The 20,220-nt window shown below is 64.0% G+C and carries 22 protein-coding genes; 13 read left to right on the top strand and 9 right to left on the bottom strand.

What is annotated here, in order from left to right:
- The first annotated feature begins 93 nt into the window (after window positions 1-93).
- Together ACFVUS_RS26575 and ACFVUS_RS26570 are read left to right on the top strand one after the other, a co-directional pair.
- Complete coding sequence (locus ACFVUS_RS26575) at window positions 94-1,491, top strand: WD40 repeat domain-containing protein (protein ID WP_387771889.1); 1,398 nt, start codon at window positions 94-96, stop codon at window positions 1,489-1,491.
- A gap of 288 nt (window positions 1,492-1,779) precedes the next feature.
- Window positions 1,780-2,181, top strand: a complete 402-nt coding sequence (locus ACFVUS_RS26570; protein WP_387771886.1) for a hypothetical protein — start codon at window positions 1,780-1,782, stop codon at window positions 2,179-2,181.
- Between the two features lie 9 nt (window positions 2,182-2,190).
- Here ACFVUS_RS26570 and ACFVUS_RS26565 read toward each other — a convergent pair whose 3' ends face one another.
- A complete protein-coding gene (locus tag ACFVUS_RS26565) occupies window positions 2,191-3,390 on the bottom strand; it encodes a helix-turn-helix domain-containing protein (protein ID WP_387771883.1) in 1,200 nt (399 codons plus the stop codon).
- A 204-nt stretch (window positions 3,391-3,594) separates the two neighbouring features.
- Here ACFVUS_RS26565 and ACFVUS_RS26560 point away from each other — a divergent pair, with 204 nt between their 5' ends.
- Window positions 3,595-3,930 carry a hypothetical protein gene (locus ACFVUS_RS26560; RefSeq protein WP_387771880.1) on the top strand — a complete coding sequence of 112 codons (336 nt, stop codon included), beginning with the start codon at window positions 3,595-3,597 and terminating at the stop codon, window positions 3,928-3,930.
- A gap of 22 nt (window positions 3,931-3,952) precedes the next feature.
- Entirely contained in the window at window positions 3,953-4,411 is a 459-nt protein-coding gene (locus ACFVUS_RS26555; protein ID WP_387771877.1) for a DUF6228 family protein, read from the top strand.
- Window positions 4,412-4,474: 63 nt separating this feature from the next.
- Here ACFVUS_RS26555 and ACFVUS_RS26550 read toward each other — a convergent pair whose 3' ends face one another.
- The 3 genes from ACFVUS_RS26550 to ACFVUS_RS26540 form a co-directional block, all read right to left on the bottom strand.
- Window positions 4,475-4,822, bottom strand: coding sequence for an HAD domain-containing protein (locus ACFVUS_RS26550; RefSeq protein ID WP_387771874.1), 348 nt, complete (start codon window positions 4,820-4,822; stop codon window positions 4,475-4,477).
- Window positions 4,823-5,073: 251 nt separating this feature from the next.
- Complete coding sequence (locus ACFVUS_RS26545) at window positions 5,074-5,919, bottom strand: GNAT family N-acetyltransferase (protein ID WP_387771871.1); 846 nt, start codon at window positions 5,917-5,919, stop codon at window positions 5,074-5,076.
- Window positions 5,916-6,683, bottom strand: a complete 768-nt coding sequence (locus tag ACFVUS_RS26540; protein ID WP_387771868.1) for a GNAT family N-acetyltransferase — start codon at window positions 6,681-6,683, stop codon at window positions 5,916-5,918. Before ACFVUS_RS26540 ends, ACFVUS_RS26545 begins: the two co-directional genes overlap by 4 nt.
- Before the next feature lie 164 nt (window positions 6,684-6,847).
- On the opposite strand from ACFVUS_RS26540, the gene ACFVUS_RS26535 reads away from it, so the two are divergent.
- A complete protein-coding gene (locus ACFVUS_RS26535; RefSeq protein ID WP_387771865.1) occupies window positions 6,848-7,495 on the top strand; it encodes a TMEM175 family protein in 648 nt (215 codons plus the stop codon).
- Between the two features lie 63 nt (window positions 7,496-7,558).
- A complete protein-coding gene (locus ACFVUS_RS26530) occupies window positions 7,559-7,876 on the top strand; it encodes a DUF222 domain-containing protein (RefSeq protein WP_387771862.1) in 318 nt (105 codons plus the stop codon).
- Window positions 7,877-7,888: 12 nt separating this feature from the next.
- Here ACFVUS_RS26530 and ACFVUS_RS26525 read toward each other — a convergent pair whose 3' ends face one another.
- Window positions 7,889-8,719 (bottom strand): helix-turn-helix transcriptional regulator, encoded by an 831-nt coding sequence (locus ACFVUS_RS26525; RefSeq protein WP_387771859.1) that lies wholly within the window; start codon window positions 8,717-8,719, stop codon window positions 7,889-7,891.
- Window positions 8,720-8,821: 102 nt separating this feature from the next.
- Between ACFVUS_RS26525 and ACFVUS_RS26520 the strand changes: the two genes are divergently transcribed.
- Both ACFVUS_RS26520 and ACFVUS_RS26515 read left to right on the top strand, forming a co-directional pair.
- A complete protein-coding gene (locus ACFVUS_RS26520; protein WP_387771856.1) occupies window positions 8,822-9,544 on the top strand; it encodes an SDR family oxidoreductase in 723 nt (240 codons plus the stop codon).
- A gap of 139 nt (window positions 9,545-9,683) precedes the next feature.
- The gene (locus tag ACFVUS_RS26515; RefSeq protein ID WP_387771853.1) at window positions 9,684-10,103 is read left to right on the top strand and encodes a Dabb family protein; all 420 of its coding nucleotides are present in this window, start codon (window positions 9,684-9,686) and stop codon (window positions 10,101-10,103) included.
- A gap of 14 nt (window positions 10,104-10,117) precedes the next feature.
- Here the strand turns inward: ACFVUS_RS26515 and ACFVUS_RS26510 are convergent, their stop codons facing one another.
- Window positions 10,118-10,879: a TetR/AcrR family transcriptional regulator gene (locus ACFVUS_RS26510; protein WP_387771850.1), complete on the bottom strand. Its 762-nt coding sequence runs from the start codon at window positions 10,877-10,879 to the stop codon at window positions 10,118-10,120.
- A 702-nt stretch (window positions 10,880-11,581) separates the two neighbouring features.
- Between ACFVUS_RS26510 and ACFVUS_RS26505 the strand changes: the two genes are divergently transcribed.
- Window positions 11,582-13,624, top strand: a complete 2,043-nt coding sequence (locus ACFVUS_RS26505; protein WP_387771847.1) for a CocE/NonD family hydrolase — start codon at window positions 11,582-11,584, stop codon at window positions 13,622-13,624.
- A gap of 74 nt (window positions 13,625-13,698) precedes the next feature.
- On the opposite strand, the gene ACFVUS_RS26500 is transcribed toward ACFVUS_RS26505, so the two are convergent.
- Window positions 13,699-15,021 (bottom strand): lipase family protein, encoded by a 1,323-nt coding sequence (locus tag ACFVUS_RS26500; protein ID WP_387771844.1) that lies wholly within the window; start codon window positions 15,019-15,021, stop codon window positions 13,699-13,701.
- A gap of 292 nt (window positions 15,022-15,313) precedes the next feature.
- On the opposite strand from ACFVUS_RS26500, the gene ACFVUS_RS26495 reads away from it, so the two are divergent.
- Window positions 15,314-16,648, top strand: coding sequence for a lipase family protein (locus tag ACFVUS_RS26495; protein ID WP_387771841.1), 1,335 nt, complete (start codon window positions 15,314-15,316; stop codon window positions 16,646-16,648).
- A 57-nt stretch (window positions 16,649-16,705) separates the two neighbouring features.
- On the opposite strand, the gene ACFVUS_RS26490 is transcribed toward ACFVUS_RS26495, so the two are convergent.
- Window positions 16,706-17,302, bottom strand: coding sequence for a class II aldolase/adducin family protein (locus tag ACFVUS_RS26490; protein WP_387771838.1), 597 nt, complete (start codon window positions 17,300-17,302; stop codon window positions 16,706-16,708).
- A gap of 197 nt (window positions 17,303-17,499) precedes the next feature.
- Here ACFVUS_RS26490 and ACFVUS_RS26485 point away from each other — a divergent pair, with 197 nt between their 5' ends.
- Window positions 17,500-18,153, top strand: a complete 654-nt coding sequence (locus ACFVUS_RS26485) for a TetR/AcrR family transcriptional regulator (RefSeq protein WP_387771835.1) — start codon at window positions 17,500-17,502, stop codon at window positions 18,151-18,153.
- 109 nt (window positions 18,154-18,262) lie between these two features.
- Window positions 18,263-18,550, top strand: coding sequence for a hypothetical protein (locus ACFVUS_RS26480; RefSeq protein ID WP_387771832.1), 288 nt, complete (start codon window positions 18,263-18,265; stop codon window positions 18,548-18,550).
- 71 nt (window positions 18,551-18,621) lie between these two features.
- Here the strand turns inward: ACFVUS_RS26480 and ACFVUS_RS26475 are convergent, their stop codons facing one another.
- Complete coding sequence (locus ACFVUS_RS26475) at window positions 18,622-19,065, bottom strand: hypothetical protein (RefSeq protein WP_387771829.1); 444 nt, start codon at window positions 19,063-19,065, stop codon at window positions 18,622-18,624.
- A 335-nt stretch (window positions 19,066-19,400) separates the two neighbouring features.
- Here ACFVUS_RS26475 and ACFVUS_RS26470 point away from each other — a divergent pair, with 335 nt between their 5' ends.
- Window positions 19,401-20,081 carry a hypothetical protein gene (locus tag ACFVUS_RS26470; RefSeq protein WP_387771826.1) on the top strand — a complete coding sequence of 227 codons (681 nt, stop codon included), beginning with the start codon at window positions 19,401-19,403 and terminating at the stop codon, window positions 20,079-20,081.
- Window positions 20,082-20,220: the final 139 nt, after the last annotated feature.

The raw sequence follows: 20,220 nt of genomic DNA, 5'->3' as shown, positions 1-20,220 counted from the left end.
CCACTTCGTTGTTTGTCGAACCGGTCAGCACGGAATTGCGGGTGGACTGATATTCGCTTCCTGCGATTTGTCCTGCGCGGCACAATGATCGGCGTGCAGATCGATAGACACAATCCCTTGAAAACCGCGAAGCGGCTGGCGCGCGCGGGACGCGTTGACGAGTTGCGCGCGTGTGCGGATGTCGGCGATGTACATGCGGCGAAGCAACTGGCGGTCTGGCTGGCGCGAGATGACCGTCTGGACGAGTTGCAGGATCGGATGGCCATCGGTGACCGGTTCGCGCGACGGGCGTACTCGGACTGGCTCGTTCGGCATCGTCGCATATCGGAAGGTGTCGATGTGTTGCGGCCGTTGGCCGCGCTCGGGATCCCGGGCGCTCAACTACGCTTGGCTCGACTGCTGGCCGGGCTGGGACGTCATGGGGAGGCTATGGCGGCGCTGGCGCAGGCTCCGCCGTGCACGCTCGATGAGATGCGGGTGGAAGCCTGGTTGAATTCACGCGGTCTGATCGACAGGGGCAGCGGTCGGGCGGGTGTGCGCCGCGAGTACATTGATGCACTCCGTCGCGAGGTCGCCGTGGGGGATATTGATGCGAGACAACAACTTTCCTGGATCGTGCTGCTGTGGTGGGGTTCGTATCGACCCCGGCTGGAGGACGCTGCCGCCCTCCTACCCGAGATCGGGCCGAACGAGTGGCTGCACGAGCGTCTGGTGCGTCATTCGCAGGGGTGGTGGCGCGGCGAGTTCCGCGCGGCTGCCATCGACGTTCTCGCGCCTGCTGAGATGGCGGCTTACCATCGCACCCGGGCGGCCCTGCTGATGCAGCAAGACCAGCGCGACGCCGCAATCACCTTGCTGCGGTCGCTGTTCGCGAACGGCGACCGATCCGCGCAGCGAGACTTGACCACGATTCTCAATATGGAGCGGCCCCAGCGGGAGATCAAGATTGGTGACCACCCGGATCCGATCCATATGTACGGGATCGCGTTCAACCTGGACGGTACATCGCTCGCCGTCTGGGGCCTCAGGTCCGGATCGGCGCAGGCCGCTGTGTGGGACATCGACTCCGGTACGCAGCTGTACGTGCAGAACCTGTCCATGTTGGGGCTGCGCGGGGTGATCTTCCGGCCCGATGGGACGCTCGACGAGCTGCCCGGAAAGCCTGTGCGGCGCTTGTTGACCACACCGGACGGCACCGTCCGTGCCGTCTGCACAGGAGAGCGGCTACGGCTGCATTCGACTGTTACCGACGAGGTAATCCGTGAAATACCCACGCCCGCAGTCAGGACGATGGCGTTCCACCCTGACAGCACCGTGCTCGCCACCTCGTCCGACACCACCGGCGTCCAGCTCTGGCACATCGCCACCGGCACCTGCACACGCACCATCGCGACATCGGCACAAGCGATGGCGTTCAGCCCCGACGGCACGATGCTCGCCACCGCCGCTTTCATCGATGGAGCCATCCGGATGTGGAGCCTCACACGCTGAGCAGGCAGCGACATCGCCAACGCTGCTATGCGGAAGATGTACTGGCCGAACGACTCTCGACTCGATAACGTGCGCCGATGATCGTGTGATTCTGATTCAAAGGACGGAGCCGTGCCCTGGTTGGTGCTGGATTTGGTCGACCAGGGCACTCGAACGGATGAGCGTCGATCACCGCTTATCACTCGGAAATTGTTCACGAACACTGTCACAGGTTCGCCGCGATGCGTCTCACGGCAAACGGGTGGACTGAGGCCGTTGTCGTAGGCCAGATCTACGTATCGTGTAGATATGAGCGGCACTGTCACCGTTGAAGCCCTGAGGGGCGCGCTCGAGCAGTCCTGGTCTGCGGATACAAGCAGTTCTGCTTCGTGGAGTGAAGGCAATCGCGCGAAGGGGCAGTGTGCGGTCACGGCATGCGTGGTCCAGGACTACCTTGGCGGCGACATCCTGAATTCAGTCGCCACGCTGCCCAGCGGCGAGACGGTCTCCCACTACTTCAACGTCATTGACGGTCGACGCGTTGATCTCACCGAGCGGCAGTTCCCTTCTGGGACAGAATTTTCTGAGCCGGCGCCCAAAACCAAGGGCTTTCCGTCGACTCGCGACTATTGCCTGTCGTACGACGACATGATGCGGCGATACCGAAGGCTGGCGAGGCGAATCGCAGATTACGTCGCTGGCGGGGCCTAGGGTCGCCAGTCAGCGCGCGGTCCACAGCTCCAGAAAGCCGCGTACCTCACGAACAGCAAGGTACGGTCGTACGTCCGCCGCGAATTCGGTCATCGCCGTCCGTAGCCGCTGTGAGGCAACAGTGCTGATGTCCTCAAAGTTGTTGAGCAGCAAGGTACATCCGTCGGCGACCTTGCCTGCCCGTACATTGTTTTGTGCCAGGCGAATTTGCCACGCTGTGCGCTCACGTGGGTAGGCGGACGTGCCGCTGATTGCCAGCTCGAGGTAATTCGTTGCCTCTGCGTGGTCTCCGATCCTCATGAATGCAAGCCCGGTCAGGCCACTGAGCTGCGCCGCTGACAGAAAGGCCAGATACCCTGGATCGTGACCGCGGGTTGAATCGAACGCCCGATGGGCACGACGGACTGCACTCACCATGGCTGATCGGTCGCCGATCACGCTGTAGGCCTCGGCCTCCCGGATAGCCGCCAACGCGCGCAACTTCGGGCCGCCTTCGCGCCTCGCCGCGAGTTGAGCCGCTTCGGCTAGTTTGACCCCTTCTTTCGGTCGCGAGCCTTCTCGATATGACAGCAGGCACGCATTGATCCAAGCGTGAGCCGCGGCGATACCGTCGCCCGAAGCCGTCGCGGCTTGGGCAGCATCGGCGTAGTACCTTCTGGCCGCATTCCACTTGCCCGCGTCGTAGTGAATCCACCCAGCTGCGGTCATCATCTCTGCGCCTGCGCTAGTCAGTGCTTTCCCGACTTTGTCCGTGTAGTTGCCATGGTCGAGTAGCTGCTCCACGTAGCGCGCTTCGTTGACGGCCAGCTCGCAGAGTCGGTCGCCGCCAACCATGAGCTGAATCTTGTGAATCTGGTTGATGCCGTTCGTAATTCGCTCGACATCGGACAGGCCAACGGCGATCCCGTTGCTAGTCGTTGCCGTGCTGCCCCGTCGCGGACCGACGGCAGCGCTGGCACCGACCAGGCCTCCCTTCAGGAACTTGCGGCGGTCCGTGTCGGCCTCCTCGTCCGATTCCACAACCAGCATGGACAACGGTACTTGCAACGCCTTGGCTACCCGACGCAGAACCCGGACGTCGTAAGCGGCTGGCCCGTCGTGCTCCAGCTGGGAGATCGCTGGCTGTGTGAAATGGATGAGGGCACCGAGCTCGGCCTGTGTCATTCCGTTGGATACACGTATCCGCCTGATGGCCGCGCCCGTCGTCATAGGCATTCGATACCCCGCTACGTAGGCGTTGCGTTCGTGGTCGATATCAGATTGGCCATTGAGCACCAACGTTTTTCGCTGCTGAGCGCAGCATATACCGATTCTCGTATATCCCAGCAGTTTCTGAATATGACGGAATGAAGTGAGCTACGTGTCGGTCGTACGGTCAGCCTTACCCCGCCAACAACCAAAGGGGGCTTGGCGATGCGAAAACAACCGACGGCACTGGGATGGCTCGATATCGGTGTGACCGAAGCGCCGGAATGGGACCGGGCCCGAATTCGACGGCTTGCCCGTCATCTCGGATTTGGGCTGATCTGGGCGGCGGAGGTTTCGGCGATTCCGCTGGTCGACGTGGTTCGCGAGGCCGACGTGGACGCCTTGATCGTTCCGGCACCGCATCATCTTGACGCGCTTGCGTTGAATGCCTTGCTCAGCGTGGTCGACGTCGAAACTGTGCTGCCGCGATTGTCTTTCCATCGGTGGACCTTTTCCGCAGGTACCACCGTCACAGACCACCGGCCCAACCGAGGCCGGTGACCGATGTGGCTAGGCTCGACAGGTGGCCTGCGAATTCGACAGTGAGATGGTCGACCGAGATGATGCGGTCGAGGTCGTGGATCGTTTGCTCGGTACTCGGGTTCGGTTGTGGCATCGCACCGAGCCTTACGACGACGACTTTGTCGCGGTATGCGTGGAGTTCTCTGCCGAGGGTTTGGCGGCCTCAATGCGTGGACTCATGCTCGATTACGTTGCGGGCCGCTCGCTCCCAAGCTTTCTCGACACATTGGAGCGGGATTTCGCAGGCTGGCAAGGGATCCGGGTGTGGGACAGCATGGATCACGAATTGCGGATCGAGGCGCAGCACTTGACCTTGGGACACGTTCGACTCGTATGGAGCCTGAACCGCCATGCGAGCCAATCCATCTCGTCGACCGCGACAGTCGTGACCGATCTGGAAGCAGGTGAGCAGCTCCGGCAATTCGCGTCCGCCATCCATCGATTCCTGCTGCCCGCCTAGACCGAGTGGTGACTGCTAGATCGATTGTGGCGCAAGACTATCCGCCACTGTCAAATGCGGGATTCACCGCAACAGGAAGTCCTTTGCCAGGGCGGTGTGGTGGGGTTCTACGTCGAGTGGTGGCAACTCGAGGATGAGGGCCAGCAGACGTGCGGCTTCGTGTTCCCATGCGGTCGCCCAGACCAGTTCGGCATCGGTCGCGTCGGCGAGCTCGCGCAGCAGACGGCCGTGGTCCGGATCGATCCACACCTCGACTGCGGATGCGGGAACTCCAGGAAAAACCTTGGGCCGCAGCAGTTGTGGAGCATATCTGGCCGGTCGGGGCCGGTCCGAACTCCGCATCGGATTGAGCACTCCGTCGACGTCGTGCAGCAGTGCGGCTCGGAATGATTCGCTACCGGCTGTTGGCATCAGCCCTCCTCTCTCCGCGCTGATCCGCCGATCACGGCGGCGACGGCTCCTGACGAAGACATTCGATCAAGTGGAGAAGTCAGGTGACAGGGATACCCAATACCGACAGGCCGGATGACCGCGCGCTCGGCGGCATCCCATTCGGTATCGAACGACATGAAATCCCTTAATTGAAAACAACTCTGCGGTGTGCCCGCCGAAGCGGGATCACATCACGACACGCTATATCGCCACTACGACAACCGGATCGGTCAGCGGGTGGGTGGTGCGAAGTCGTAGTTGACGTAGTCGGCGACAGGGTTGTAGCCCAATGCCTGGTAGATCTTGTTGGAGGTTGGGTTGTTCGCGTCGGCGTTGAGACATGGGTGCGAACCTTCGGTGAGGATGTGGGTCGATACATGGGAGGTCAGTGCGCTCGCGTAGCCGTGTTTGCGGTCGGGTGGTGGTGTGTAGACCGGTCCGAGGCGGGTTGTGCCGAAGAGGGTTACCGAGTGTCCGGCCAAGCTCACTGGGCGGTTTTCGTGTTCCCAGAGCCACCAACGTCCGGCTTGTAGGCGGGCGGAGACATCCGTGTGGGTCATCGGTGGTTCGGCTATTTCCGCGGCGAACTCCTCGGTCCAGTGCAGGCATAGTTCGAGATCATCCGGTCTGCCGCGACGTGCGTGACCGGGCGCTTGCGCGGGCCGGAGGTCGCCGAGCGAGTAGGCGCGAATGCGTGTGGTCAATCGAAACGTGTTGCCCCGCAGCGCTGTCCACTGCCGTGCGAACTCTGCGGCCGATTCACCCGGACCGTAGACGCCCGGCGCGTCCGAGATCACCTTGGCTAACGAAGCCACTGCCATTTCTATTGCGGCGAAGGGTAATTCGCCTAGGAGGATGCGCCGACCCGGTGTTCGTATGACCGCGCCGACAACCTGACTGTCCACGCGGACCACCGCGAAGAACGACGGTTCGGGATCAACCACGATCCCGGCCACTCGATCCTGCACAATCGACAGAATCAACGTGTGGCGTAGCGGATCGCGCATCAGGAATCCGAACGCCTGTTCCTTGAATTGCTTTGGGTCGCTGGTCACTTCGACCGTGTAGCGGGTCATTGCTCGACCGTACTCGGATCAAAGCTGTTGCCGGGGAATGCCATCTTTGTCCAGGTGGCGGTTCGGGTGAAGCCGAGTCGTTCGTAAACCGCCTGGGCCGGGTTGGTTTCGGTGACGGCCAGGCCCAGGGTTGTGAGACCCGAGGTGCTCGCGCGGGCGATCACGCGGCGCAGCAGGAGCGTGCCCATCCCGGCGTAGGCGGGGCCGGGCTGACGGAAGACCTCGGATATCCATGGGCCTCCGAGTGGCGGCTCGCCCTCGTAGTCTTGGACCAGCACTACGGCAACGGCCCGCTCGCCGTCCAATGCCACGGTGCTGCACGGCAGCATCGGACCTATGAGCGTCCCGTCGTAAAGTCCGTCGAGGGCTTGCAGGGCGTCGTCATCATGGTCGGGATGGTTCGGCGGATATGCCGCAAGCAATGCCTCGTGCAGAGCGGCGGGTCGCACCTCGGCGGCGGGAACGGCGCGCAGCCCCGCGGGCAGTTGCGGCTCGGGTTCGGGTCGGGGGAGCGGCAGCGTGTAGGTGTGGAACGCACGCAGGCGCTGTGCACCCGCGTCCAGGAGAGTCGACCCGAATGCCCCTTCAGCGGTACCGCACCAACCCGCCAGCGCCCGCACAACCGTGGCTGCTGCGATGTCGGTTGAATAGCCTGGCGCACAGGTGATTTCGTCAGCCCACGGCGTGCCGTCGCGTTCGTCTCGCTCGAAGAACGCGCACGGAACTCCACGGTCATCGAGAACCGATTCGTTCGCATTCATCATGAGACCCCTCCCGGAACCGCCGCCACCTCGATACATCCAACCGCACGCCCCCAATACGAGGTCGGGATGACCCTCGGTTACGCCGGGGCCATGCTCGATGAGCGGTGCGCGGCCTCGGCGCGGCTGAACTCACAGAACGGAGTCGTGCTCGTAAAGTCCTGACCATGACCGACGCGCCGATCGAGGAAGTCCCCGTTCGGACCCTGAACCCTTCCAGGGTGGAAGCGTTCAGCGACGGCGTCATGGCAATCGCAATCACCCTGCTGGTCATCGAGATTCGCCTGCCGGAAACCGAAGGCGACCTGCTGAAGCAGCTCCTGGGGCTGTGGCCGAGCTACCTGGCCTACTTGGGTTCGTTCGCCACCATCGGGGTGATCTGGTTGACGCACCACGCCTTCTTCGCCCGCATCCGGCAGGTGAGTGGCCCGCTCCAGGCCGGGAATCTGCTGGTGCTGCTCTGCGTGGCGTTCCTGCCTTTTCCTACAACGGTGCTGGCCCATCATCTCGAAGATGGTGGCTGGAATGCCGGGGTCGCCACCGCTTTCTACTTCCTCACCGCCGCGGTTCAGGCGGGCGCTTGGATCGTCATGTGGATGGCTGTGCGCCGAGACCCGACACTGCTGAAGCCGGGCTATTCGCCCGACGTGGCCCGGACCGAGACTCGCCAGGCGATCATCGGATTCGTGGCACTCGCCGCGATCGCGGTGCTGGGCCTGTTCGTGCCCATCGCCGCGCTGGCCATCTACCTGATCGCGGTGGTTGGCTATGCCCTACCGGCAATGGCTTGGCCGCGCCGCGCGCGGGCGGTTTGATCGAGCAGATCCGGCACGATGAATAGTCGAACATATGTTCTATCCTGGGGTAGTCTGGCTCGCGTGAACTCACATTCGATCGCGCTGGCGCCGGATGCTCCAGCGCCGGGATGGCCGGACCTGACCGATGTCGACCTGCTGCGCACCCTCGTCGAAACCGAACGCCGCCGAAGGCGATTGGACGCCGCCATGCGCGCCGCCGTCGCCGAAGCCGACCGTCGCGGCCTCGCCGCCGATACCGGCTACCGGGACACCGTAGAGCTATTGACCGACCTGCTCCGGATCAGCGCCAATGAAGCGCGTCGCCGAATCGAATACGCGGCCCCGCAGATCCGCTCGCGTTCCAGAAAAGTCTGGCGTGTGCTTGCGACGGCAAGCTGAATCCCTACCCGATCAGAAACCCTGGTGACCGGTCGCGGCGAGGGAGCCGAGCAGGGTGAGTGCATGACTGCTGGGGGAGTCGGGGGCGGCGTGGTAGACGACGAGTGCTTGTCCGGGACTGGAACGGACATCGAAGGTTTGCATCGTCAAAGTGAGCGGGCCGACGTCGCGGTGATGGAAGTTCTTGCTCTGCAGGGACTTTCCCCGAGCATCCTGGGCAGTCCAAAGTTTCGCGAATTCGGGGCTGTGGCTGAGCAATTCGTTGAGCACCTCCCGGATCCGGTGGTCGTCGGGCGCTTCGCCGTGGCCGAACCGGAATCCGGCCACCGCGTTGTGCGCGACGTCGTGCCAATCGGTATAGAACTGCCGGGCAACCGGATCGGTGAAGACGATGTGCATGAGATTGCGCGAGTGGGTCCAGTCGTGGAAGAGCGCGTCGGCAATCGCGTTGGAGGCCAGCACATCGCACGCGCGGTTGTAGACGATGGCCGGATTGTCGGGCCATGCCGTCATGAGTTGCCGCAGGCCCGGGTCGACGCGGTCGGGCACGGCGGAAGTGCGGGCGCGCGGGGCGAGCCCGGCCAGTCGGAACAGATGCTCCCGCCCGTCGGAGTCGAGCCGCAACGCCGTGGACAGGGCATCGACCACCTGCGCCGACGGGCCGCGCTCACGGCCCTGCTCGAGCCGGATGTAGTAGTCCACGCTCACCCCGACCAGCAGCGCGATCTCCTCGCGCCGCAGACCCGGAACCCGGCGCGGTCCGGCAGACGGGAGCCCGACCTGCTCGGGGCGTAGTTCCGCGCGGCGGGCGCGCAGGTAGTCGCCGAGTTCGGTAGCTGCCATATCGGTCATCGTAGGCCGCGGCGGCACGGTGATCCTGGGTGCGCCACTCCGAGGAGAACGGCGGCCTGCCGCCGCGGTCGCATCGGGGTCACCGTTGTCGGCATGATTACGAAACAGAAGACAGTGCTGGTCACCGGTGCCAGCAGTGGAATCGGCGAAGCGGTCGCCGCCCGGCTGGCCGATGCGGGACATCGCGTTATCGCGGGCGCCCGGCGCATCGACCGACTGCACGCACTTGCCGAACGCACCAACGGCGATCTGCACCCCATCCGGCTCGACGTCACCGATCCGGCCGACGTCGCCGCATTCGTCGAGGCCGCCCACGATCGAACCGGCCGCGTCGACGTGCTGGTGAACAACGCCGGGGTGATGCCGCTATCCCGGCTCGACTCGCTCCTTGTCGACGAGTGGAACCGGATGATCGACGTGAACATTCGCGGTCTCCTGCACGGAATCGCCTCGGCGCTACCGTATTTCACCGCGCAGGGCTCGGGGCACTTCATCACGATCGCAAGCGTGGGTGCACACCAGGTGGTGCCGACCAGCGCGGTGTACAGCGGCACCAAGTACGCCGCCTGGGCGATCACCGAAGGGCTGCGCCAGGAGTGCGATCCCTCGGTCCGGGTCACGACCATCTCGCCCGGCGTGGTCACCTCCGAATTGGCGGACTCGATCACCGAATCCGGTGCGGCACAGGCGATGCGCGCCTACCGGGCGCACGCGATCACCCCGGACGCCATAGCCGCGGCGATCTCGTACGCGATCGATCAGCCGGCTGATGTCGACGTGAACGAGATCATCGTGCGGCCGACTCGGCAGCGGTGACGGCCGCGCTCGCAATGAATATCCGTCGGAACAGATGACAGCCCCCGGTGAGTGAGTGTACAGTCACTCACGTGAGTGATTGAACAGTCACACACTGGCAAGGTTCGCAATACGAACACCGATCAGAAGGTTGAAAACGATGATCTACCATGGCAATCGCTTCACCATCAAGCCCGGCGTCTCCGCGGCGCAGCTCGAGGAAGCCCTGGAAAGCCTGCGCAATCAGGGCCGTCAAATCCCATCGGTACGACACTTCACGGTCGGCCCCGACCATGGCGGCGAATACGACTACGGCGCCGTCTATGTCATCGACGACCTCGACGGCTACTGGGAATACCTCATCCACCCGTCCCACCTGCATACGGACCGCATCGGGCTACCCTTGGTCGACAAGTTCGTATCCTTCGATATCGCCGACGATTTCGATCCTGAACTCGGCGCGAAAATCGCCGCGCTACACCAGCGTCGTTATGACAATTACCCCGAAGTCACCCAGCTGGTAGCCGACCTCGGCGAATACCACGGCAGCGCGGCCCCGGGTCGGCACGGCCAAAACTGAAGCCGCGCAATCGATCACCGTGAGGAATCGACCTCGGCGGTATAGGCGAGCACGACATGCAGAAAGAGTTTGGCGCGGCGCTCCCGCAGATCCGCCCGGTCGGGCTCCATCATGCATTGGATGGCGGTTCCGTCTTCGACCGCGGCCAGGGCCTGGCCCAGCTCGTCGCGGTCGATGATGGTCCGCCCGGCGCGATGCAACAGAGTCTCGATGGCGGGGAGCAGGGCGGCCAGGTTCTCCTTTTCCTGGGCGACTACTATCCGCCGCAGTTCCGGATCGCGCTGGGCATGCGCGTTGAACTCGGAATTGATGCGAAACCACTTCTCGTCCATGGGAACCGCGCGCAACACATGGTCCACGGCCTCGCGTGGGTCGTGGATCTGGGCGATCGGCTCGGCGTCCAGCACCGCGTTGATATCGGCGAGAAGTTGTTGTGAGCGTTGTGCCCACAGTATGAGGAACAGCTCGTTCATCGACGAGAACTGAGAATAGAACGCGCCGCGGGTGTAACCGGCGCGCTCGCAGATCATCTCGGGCTTGGTACGGCCGAAACCGGCTTCGGCGAACACCTCGTAGGCTGCCGAGAGCATGCGCTGGCGGGTTTCGCCGCGCCGCTTGGTCACCCGGCGGCCCGGGGCCGGGGGAACGGACGCGGTGGGATCGGCGATGCTCGTCGGTTGCACGCTGAATCCTTCTGTCGAACTGTCGAAAATGCTTCGGCGCCAGGTTACCCCGCTTGCATCAGATTCAAGATGCAATCCGATGCTTGACGGCATGGAACCTGTTGCCGCGCGTAGCTGACCGGTAGCGAAACCATGGGCTCCTTCTCCTGTATGTGCAATAAAACGTCGCCGGGAGATAAAAAGCTTCGGTATCGACTCACCTACGATCCGATAAGAGGTGAATGCATTCCCTCGTCGCATCAGTCCGAGGAGCAACCACAAATGTCGATGCTGGTATTCATTGCGCTGTATCCGTTCATCGGCCAGGGAGCCGCCCAATCGATGGCGTCCCAATGGTCCGGGGCATTGCCATGATGGTCGTGTACGCGCTGCTGGTTGTGTTGGGAGTGCTGCTGTTTCATGCTTTGCGGCTCCGACCGGCCGCGACACGGGGAAGTTGTCAGGCGTGGCCGTCGAAGGTCATCGATGCTACTTCGCATATCCCGACATCTGTCGCCGAGGCGCATCGTGCGATGCAGGTGCACTGCGAATGCGACAGTCGAGAGTGTCTTGCGAGAAATACCGCATTGTCCATTCTCATTGCGGCGGGCTCCATAAGGCTCGATAGCGGTCGAAATGCACTCGAGAGCAACTTTGCGTGAGGTCGCAGCACCTGTGGATTGCTCGGAGAGTGCCCACCCGCTCGACCACTCGATCCACTTCTGCATTGGATGTAGTTGTGGATCTGATCTGATACTGTGTCGGGCGTCTCATTCGACGCAGAATGTGGCGTAACTGGAGCAGGGACGGGGAACAATGCTTATGAAGGGCTGGCGGCGCCTCATGCGCGGCGCGGGCGTGCTACTACCCGCGGTGATCGTCGCGGGTATGTTGTCGGTTCCGCCCGCGGTGGCGGAACCGGATGGGGGCGCGGCGGGTGCCCGGTGGCTGGCCGACTACGAGTCGGCGCCGAAATATCCTGCGGTGCACATCGATTGGGATGTCCCGATCACCATGAGTGACGGCACGGTGCTGAAGGCGAACGTCTACCGGCCCGCGGACGCCAACGGCCCGATCACCGAGCAGCTGCCGACCATCGTCAACGTGACGCCCTACACGAAGCTGCTGTCCAATATCGCGGACTCCGCCATCTCGATGCCGGTGCTCTACGACGTTCTCACCAAGCTCGCGACGATGATCGATCTGTCCGCGTTCGGATTCAAAGGCTTATCGGATCTGATTCAAACCGCGCCCGCGGGCATGGGACGCATCTTCGCCGGCGTGGACCGCAAGCTGATCCAGAGCGGCTACACGATGGTCGTGGTCGATGCGCGCGGAACCGGCTTCTCCCAAGGAGTTTGGGATGTATTCGGGCCTCGTGAGCAGCAGGACACGGCCGAGATCGCGGATTGGGCCGGTGCGCAGCCGTGGTCGACGGGCAAGGTCGGCATGACCGGGGTGTCCTATTGCGGCATCAATCAGCTGCACGCGGCACAGCAGGGCTCCAAGTCGCTGGCCGCCATCTTCCCGGTCGATCCGGGCAATGACATCCTGCACGACATCGCCAACACAGGCGGCGAGTTCGGCGTCGGCTTCCTCGCGCCCTGGCTGCTCGCGGTCAACATGGCGAAATTGATTCCCGACCTGGAATCGATTTTCACCGGTCAGTTCGACTGGAAGTGGTTCAACGACAGGGTGAGCAGCCCGTTGACCATGATCGACACCTTGATCGGCTATCTGTTCAGCCTGAAGCCCGACATGATTCCGGAGTCGACGCGAAGCCTGATGACCGCCGACAACGCCAGGTACAAGGCCTGGTTGGGCGGCGTCGACAATGTCAAGGTGCCCACGTTCCTGGTGGGCAGCTGGTACGACCTGTTCGCGTATTCGGAAGTAAAGGCGTTCAACAACATTCAACTGCCGTCCAGTCAGAAGAAGCTCATCATGGGCGACGGTTATCACGCCACCCCGCTGGGTCGCAATGGACAACCGGGGACTCCGCCGCGGCTGGATGTGTTGCAGCGAGCCTGGTTCGACAAGTGGCTCAAGGGAATTGACAACGGGATCGACGACTATGACCCGTACACCCTGTATCAGCAGGGTGGCGGCTGGACCGGCGTCGATCAGTTCCCGCGGCCGGAGGCCGACTATCGGCGGCTGTATCTCTCGGGAGCGCCCAGCGGGACCACCGCACTGGTCGCGCACGACGGCAGCCTCACCGCGAATGTGCCGAGTGATACTCAAACGCTCACCGTCGCACCGGGATTGGCAACCATCTGCTCGCGGGACTCGGCCCAGATCACCGCGGGCGCGACAGCGGTCCTGGATATCTGCGCGTACGACAGCCGGATCGCGGAGGTCAGTGCGCTCACCTTCACCAGCGCGCCGGTCGCGGGACCGACCGTGGTGTCGGGACCGATTGCGGTGCACCTGAATACGGTTCACGACACGAACGACGGATTCTGGGTGGTGAGCATCAACGATGTCGCCCCCGACGGCCGATCGACCGCGATCAGTTCCGGGCAGCTGGTCTCGTCGCTGCGCAAGATCGACGACGCGCATTCCACCCGTTCGGCGAACGGCGACTACATCGACCCGTATCCGACTCTGACGCTTGCGGATCGGCAGCCGACCGTACCGGGCCAGGCGACCACCCTGGATATCGGTGCGAGAGCCACCGACGCGGTACTGCAACCCGGGCACCGGCTGCGCGTTGACATCTACGCCGCCAACTTCCCCCGATCGGTGCCCATGGGAACGACGTTGGCGGACAGTCAGCTCGCGCCCCAGCATCTGCAACTGGATCCGAATGCTCCGAGCTGGGTGAACATTCCACTCGGACCCAACGCGGGTTTGTGACCGCACCGATAGCACGCCGCCGGCGCTCCTGGAAACGGGAGCGCCGGCGGTGTCAGTGCCACAACCGGGTTCGGTCAGTTTTCGGAGAGCGGCTGTGGCAGCTGGCCCGGCGGCAGCGCACCGCAATTCTGTGGTGCCGGAACACCATTGAAGCGATCGGCGAGCCACCCGATGGTCTTCAATTCCCACACCGAGCCGGCAATGCCGTGACTGCCCGGGTACTGCTCGTATTGCACCGTGACGCCCCGGTTGCAGTACTCCTGCGCCAGTCCGGCGGTGTCTCCGGCGAGCATGATGCCGTCGCCCGCACCGAGTTCGGGTTTGGTCAAGGTTCCTTCGAGTTCACCGATGGTGCCCTGCGCGATGTAGAGCGGAATGGTCGGCGTGCCACCGGTGCTCATGATCAGCTTGTTCGCCACCCGCACCAGCGCCGGAATCGACTCCGGCCGAGGATATTCCGGCTTGACCATGGCCTGCCAGGTCAGCGCCGGACCGCCATACTGTTTCGACTGCTCGACACAGCCATCCCGCAGGCTGTCGGCGATGTGCCTGCCGTAGTCGGTGAGGTACGGGGTCAGATCCTGGTCGTAGGCGCGGAAGATGCCCACCAGCGCCATCGGGAGAATCGCCGACCAGGACAGTGAACCGGCGGCGTAGGCGACACTGCGAATCGGGTTGGCGGGCAAGCCGCCTTCGGACGCGCCGACGAGCCGGGCGTTGACCTCGGGCGCGTACTCCGGGGCGAGCTCGCTGGCCCATTCGGTGCCGATCCCGCCGCCCGAGTAGCCGATCATCCCGACGGGTGTATCCGCGGGCAATCCGACATCGGGCGAGTTCAGGGCTGCCCGGATGCCGTCCAGCACGCCCATACCGGCCTGCGGTCCCACCCCGAAATCCGGTCGCTGGCCCTCGAAGTCGGCCGTGACGACGGTGTAACCCTGGGTGAGCAACGCGATCATCGCCGCCGATTCGGCGTCGAAGCCGGTGCTGGTGGGCGCGTCGGCTCCGCCCGCGAGCAGGTAGGACGGTTCGCACCTCGCACTGAGGCTGTCGTAGTACGAGTTGTAGGAAACGAGTCGGGCCTGGGCGGCGGGCGCGAGCGGTTTCATGACCGAGGCCACCGTCACCGCCGGTGCGCCCAGCGCGCTCGTGGTGCGGTACAGCAGTTGAGTCATGGTGATAGGCAACGCGTTTCCGGAGAGGTGCAAGTCGACCGTCCGAGAGTTGAGCACGGTTCCCGGGGCCAGATCGCCCAGCGGGACCGACCCGTCGTAGGAGTAGAACGGGTCGGCGGCGGGCGATGCGGATGCGCCCGGCGCGAGATCGACCACCGCCACCATCGCCACAGTCACCGCGGCCGCGGCCGCACACCGGCGCGCCGCATCGAACAATCGCATAGAACGTCCCACCTCACGTACCTGTCTGGATGCCGGATCGCCGAATGCTCATCAGATCCGAGTCTGTATCGAATTCAATATTTCATCCGCGCTGGTACAGGGCCGCGCTTTCGTCAGCATGTGACGCGCGACACCGCGTGAACGCATAGGGGAGTGCTCCATGTCACAATGGCGTCCATCCGAAAACTCAGTTCACTTCCGTATCGGATGGGATAGTGCATGTGATGCCTGGCCTTCTTCAGTCGGGCAGGGGACTCTGTCATTCGGTCATGTTCGTGAGGTGGGACGTTCTATGCAGTTGTTCGATGTGGCCAGCCGATGTGCGGTGGCGGCCGTGGTGGCCATGGCGGGGGTGGCGGTGTCGGCGCAGGTCGTCGATGCGCCGATGGCGTCGGCGGCACCGGCTTCGGCCGATCCCTTCTATTCCTACGACGGGCCGGATCCATTGGCGGAGGTATCGCCGGGCGCGGTGCTGAAGACCCGTACCGTGGATTTCCATGTGGCCGGAATCCCGTTGCCTATCAAGGTGACTCAGCTCCTGTACCGCACCACGAGCGCGCTGGGGGCGCCCGCGGTGACAGCGGCCTCGGTGATGAAACCGATCGTGCCCACCGCGCAAACCCGGCTGGTCTCGTATCAGTCGGCGTATGACAGCCTGAGCAGTTCCTGCCAGCCCTCCTACAACGTGGCCGGTGGGTTCGACGAACCGCTCGGCTCCGCGTTCACGGCCGAGGCGGCGGGTGTGATCGCGCTGCTCACCGCGGGGTACACGGTGGTCGTGTCGGACTTCGAGGGTCAGCGTCCGGACTTCGGGGTGGGACCGCAAGCCGGGATGGGTGTTCTGGACGGCATTCGGGCCGCGATGAACTCGCCGGAGGTGGGACTGCCCGCGGATGTGCCGATCGGGATGATCGGTTATTCGGGCGGTGGAATCGGGACCGAATGGGCCAGCGAGCTGGCTCCGGAGTACGCACCCGATGTCAACTCTCATCTGGTGGGTGCGGCGTCAGGTGGCTTGCCCGCCAATCCGATTCGCAATATCAGCTATGCCGAGGGTTCGCTGTTCTGGTCGACGGTACTGCCGATGGCGCTGGTCGGCATCTCCCGCGCGTATGAGGTGGATATGACGCCGTACCTGACCGATTACGGGCAGCGCATCACCAACACGGTTCAGAACGGGTGCCTGGATCGTGCCGCGTTGAACGGTGGCCCGTTGTTGCAGTGGGGGCAGATGGTCAAGCCGGAATATCCTCGGCCGGAGTCGATTCCGGCGCTGGTGCGGGTGGCGAACAAGCTGATCATGAGCACCGGGGGCACGCCGACCATTCCGCTCTACATCGCGCAGGGCACCATCGGTGAACTCGAAGGAACCTTGACCAAACCCGAACTCGGTGCGGGCGACGGCATCATGCTCGCCGGAGACACCGCCGGACTGGCGCAGGAGTACTGCAACCGGGGCGTCACGGTGCAATACGAGCAGTACCCGGGCAGTCACGGCATTGCCGGCTCGGTGTGGGAATTGAAGACCATCGGGTGGCTCGCCGATCGCTTCAATGGTGTTCCGGCACCACAGAATTGCGGTGCGCTGCCGCCGGGTGACCTGCCGCGACCGCTGCCCGAGTCCTGACGAGGCCGGTGTATGTGTGCGCCGCTGGGGGGTGCACACATACACCGCCGGGCTCGGTTAGCGAACTCCGCCGAGCTGGGCCGCGCGGAGTTCGAGAGCCGCGGATTCCTCGATGGCGATGAGCAACTGCACGAGTTCGTGCAGTGTCGAGTGATACGCGATGATCCCATTGTTGGCCAGCAACGTCGCCCGGTTGCCGGGCTCGGAGGCCACGATCTTCCGGATGGATTCAGCGGTGTCGCCGCCTTCCGGGGACCACGGAACCACACTGATTTCGTTGCGCTGGCCCGCGCGCAGCAGCGGCTCGTAGCGAGAGACGAGCGGGCGGTCGGCCACCGCGAAGGCCGTCGTGAACGGGGGATAGGTGTGCGCGATGGCGTCGAATCCCGGCTGGGCCGCGAATATCGCCAGGTGTATCGGAATCATCGATGCCGAGAGGGCACTCGAGCTGCCGTCTTTCAGGGTCCCGTCCGCTGCGAGCAGTCCGAATTGCGCCGCGGGCGACCCGTGCGAGCTCTCACCGCTGGTGATCAGGATGTCGCCGTCGGGTAACCGGACCGAGAAGGTCGCCTGCCGTGACGGCGGGATTACCCCACATGCGAACAGGTCGGCCACCGCATCCACGATCTCTTCCCGCTCCGCCTGATGCTGCACAGTTACTCCTCGAACCGATGAGATGGGGGTCGGTATCGGAGCGTAAGTCGAGGTAACGCGGAAGCCTTTACCCTTGTACGACATTAATTTCTGCTCATCTTCGGCGTCGGCATCGCTGTATCCGATCGGGTTTCGGATCTGATGCGCGGGTATGGTCTCAGCAGGTCGCGACGGCGACCGGCAATCGAAGGGATGAAGTGACCGAGTCGATCGAAGCCGCCGCGTCCGACTCCGCGCCCCCGGCGGGGCCTCGTGTCACCAAGCGGCGCGGTGAGACCCGACGGCGCATGTTGGATGCCGCCTATGAGGTGCTCGCCGAGGTGGGTTTCGGACGGTCCAAGCCGGAACGGATCTGCGAGCGCGCGGGTTACACGCGGGGCGCTTTCTACTCGCAGTTCAACTCGATGGACGAACTGTTCCTGGCCCTGTGGGAGGAGAAGGCCGCACAGTTGCTGGCCGATGTGACCGCGGTGCTGGATCGGGAACCGGTCACCGATATTCGCGAAGTGCGTCGGATGGTCGATCACGTACTGGATGCGATTCCGATGGACGAGAAGTGGTTTCGCATCACTCTCGAATTCGCCGCGCATGCCCTGCGCAATCCGGAGCTGCGGCCGGTGATGGTCGCGCGCGAGGAGGCGATCATCGCCACATTGCTGCCGGTGGTCGAGACCTTGCTCGAACGCGTGGGCCGAAAGGTCACGGACCGTGAGGCTTTCGGGCAGGCGCTGGTCGCGGTGCAGGATGGCACGATGACGCAGTGCCTGATGGAGCCGGATAAGGCGCTGATTCGGGAACGTCGTGCCGACCTGTTCATGCGTGTCGTGCTCTCGTTCTCCGAAGCGGAGTGACGCCGGTTGGTGGTGTGCTGACCACATAACTGGGGGCAACCATTTGAAATTCTGACGCTTCAGACATGCGTAGGGTGACCAGCGACATCACGGATCGTCAGGAGCACCCATGAAAGCCATTGCCACCCACCGCATTCTCGCCGTCGCGGCGGGATGTCTGATCGCCGCCGCCACGGCCGGCACCGCCACCGCGGCACCCCTGACGCTGCAACCCGCCCCCGAAGCCCCGGCTGCCCCCGCGATCGCGGGCGGTGACGGTTCTTTCGACCGCCTCGCGGGCGGCGACGTCGGCTTCTCCGTGAGCCAGGGCTCCAGCCAAGTCTTCTTCAAGGTCTTCGATCTGGTCGTCTGCCAAGCCCTCGGCTCCAGCAGCCCCTTCCTCTGCGCCCCCAAGTGATAAGCAATGCCCGTCGCAATCAGCTGAACCGCCGCTGCCCGTAGTGCGGGACAGCGGCGGCATGTCAGCGATCAGAGTCCGCTGAGGAATGGAATGCCGTTGGCGGAACCGGATCCCGAGGGCGCTGCCGCTACGGTGCAGGTGGTCGGGCCGTAGGTGAAGTTCCAGCCGGGGCCGGATTCGGCCGCGTAAAGACGGTGTGCGCCTGCGGTTTTAGGAGTCCACTGCACGCTGACGGAGGTGCCGACGCCGTCCGCGACCACGATCGGGGAGCCGATCGCCGCGCTGGTGCCGTCGGGGGCGACGGCGCTGAAGGCGATGGTGGTGTTCGGATTCAGCACCGCGGCGCTGACCGTGTAGGTCGAATTCACCTGCAACGTGGTGCCGGACACCGCCGGCTGGTTGGCCGGTATCGACCCCGACGAATAGGTGCATCCCGAAGTCGGTTGGTCGGCGCCTGCCGTCGCCATCGTGCCACCCACCGTGACCGTGGCGACCGCCACCGCAGCGGCCATTCCACACTTGACGACCATATGCATCGGCCGTCGTCCCTGTGATCCCACAGCGTCACCCACTATCCACCCCGAACTCTGGGGCCTCGAAATATAAAGCATCGCAACACCTTTGCCGCGACAAGAAGGAACCTACCCGGATGGTCCGACAACTCGGAGCGGAAGCCGCACAAGATCATTTAGCCGTGGCATGCGAGTCGCTGTCGTCGCGGCTGCGCCGGACCCGCGGTCGATCGGAACTGAGGCGTTAACGTGATGGGCGGCGATGGATTCTGGCGCTAGCGTGGAGAGTCCGCGGCGTGTGTGCGCCGGGGTCCGGTCCAAAGGGGGGACTCGCAGTGTCCGACAATATTTCTCGAACGGCGCGGTTGCGGCAGTTGCTGCGGCGTGGCTCCGAGGGCAGCACGGCGATCGAACAGGCTGCTGGCGCTGATCCGGTACCGGCGGCGCCCGAACCGGTGGGGGAGAAGGCGCCGCCCAAGCGCGTTTGCCCGCGTCTGCCCGCCTGGGTGTTCACGCTGTCCGGATCCGATATGCAGAAGATGCTCGACTACAGCGGCGTCGGGAACGCGAATCGGGCTGTCCGCCGCGAGGTTCCGGTTGCGGACACCATCCCGCCGGCACTCACGGTCACCGATTATCTCGCCCATCGGCAGCGGTCGGTCGCGATCAGGCTGATCATGGACTGCGCCGAGCAGCACAAGCCGGGCAGTGTCCTGGAATTCGTGCGGCGCTGTGATGCCGATGAGCTGCGCCGGGTGTGGGCCGGAACCGTTGGTGCGGAGGCTCTGATCGCCACGGCCACCGCCGGTCCGATTCCCGTGCTGGCCCTGCTCGCGGCCGAACTGCTCGATCGCGCGCACCGATGGCAGGATCTCGGCGAACTCGGTCGTGCCGCGGAAAGCGTCGGGTACCGGGCGAATCAGCTGTTCCGCGAGTACGTCCACGCCGATGAGATCGACGCTCGGAAAGCGGCCTGGGGTCAGGATGCGAAAGTGCCACACCAACAGCGGATCTGACGGACCGGTGCGCCGATCCTCGAGCGGTGACGCGAATATGTCGTTGCGTCCCGCATTCGGTGCGAGGTACCGTCCTCGCCATGCAGCGCGCCCACCTCGCCACGACGCCGGAGTACTTCCCGGCGCGCTGATGCTGTTC

The sequence above is a fragment of the Nocardia sp. NPDC058058 genome, assembly GCF_042885355.1.
Lineage (GTDB): Bacteria > Actinomycetota > Actinomycetes > Mycobacteriales > Mycobacteriaceae > Nocardia.
The sequence above is the reverse complement of the archived record's forward strand: the minus strand, read 5'-3'. Positions and strand labels throughout refer to the sequence as shown.

Bases quoted from the DNA above. Each gene is read 5' to 3' on its own strand.
- ACFVUS_RS26570 (WP_387771886.1), top strand. From the start codon at position 1,780: ATGAGCGGCACTGTCACCGTTGAAGCCCTGAGGGGCGCGCTCGAGCAG.
- ACFVUS_RS26565 (WP_387771883.1), bottom strand. From the start codon at position 3,390: ATGACGACGGGCGCGGCCATCAGGCGGATACGTGTATCCAACGGAATG.
- ACFVUS_RS26560 (WP_387771880.1), top strand. From the start codon at position 3,595: ATGCGAAAACAACCGACGGCACTGGGATGGCTCGATATCGGTGTGACC.
- ACFVUS_RS26550 (WP_387771874.1), bottom strand. From the start codon at position 4,822: ATGCCAACAGCCGGTAGCGAATCATTCCGAGCCGCACTGCTGCACGAC.
- ACFVUS_RS26545 (WP_387771871.1), bottom strand. From the start codon at position 5,919: ATGACCCGCTACACGGTCGAAGTGACCAGCGACCCAAAGCAATTCAAG.
- ACFVUS_RS26540 (WP_387771868.1), bottom strand. From the start codon at position 6,683: ATGATGAATGCGAACGAATCGGTTCTCGATGACCGTGGAGTTCCGTGC.
- ACFVUS_RS26535 (WP_387771865.1), top strand. From the start codon at position 6,848: ATGACCGACGCGCCGATCGAGGAAGTCCCCGTTCGGACCCTGAACCCT.
- ACFVUS_RS26525 (WP_387771859.1), bottom strand. From the start codon at position 8,719: ATGGCAGCTACCGAACTCGGCGACTACCTGCGCGCCCGCCGCGCGGAA.
- ACFVUS_RS26520 (WP_387771856.1), top strand. From the start codon at position 8,822: ATGATTACGAAACAGAAGACAGTGCTGGTCACCGGTGCCAGCAGTGGA.
- ACFVUS_RS26515 (WP_387771853.1), top strand. From the start codon at position 9,684: ATGATCTACCATGGCAATCGCTTCACCATCAAGCCCGGCGTCTCCGCG.
- ACFVUS_RS26510 (WP_387771850.1), bottom strand. From the start codon at position 10,879: ATGCCGTCAAGCATCGGATTGCATCTTGAATCTGATGCAAGCGGGGTA.
- ACFVUS_RS26505 (WP_387771847.1), top strand. From the start codon at position 11,582: ATGCTTATGAAGGGCTGGCGGCGCCTCATGCGCGGCGCGGGCGTGCTA.
- ACFVUS_RS26500 (WP_387771844.1), bottom strand. From the start codon at position 15,021: ATGCGATTGTTCGATGCGGCGCGCCGGTGTGCGGCCGCGGCCGCGGTG.
- ACFVUS_RS26495 (WP_387771841.1), top strand. From the start codon at position 15,314: ATGCAGTTGTTCGATGTGGCCAGCCGATGTGCGGTGGCGGCCGTGGTG.
- ACFVUS_RS26480 (WP_387771832.1), top strand. From the start codon at position 18,263: ATGAAAGCCATTGCCACCCACCGCATTCTCGCCGTCGCGGCGGGATGT.
- ACFVUS_RS26475 (WP_387771829.1), bottom strand. From the start codon at position 19,065: ATGGCCGCTGCGGTGGCGGTCGCCACGGTCACGGTGGGTGGCACGATG.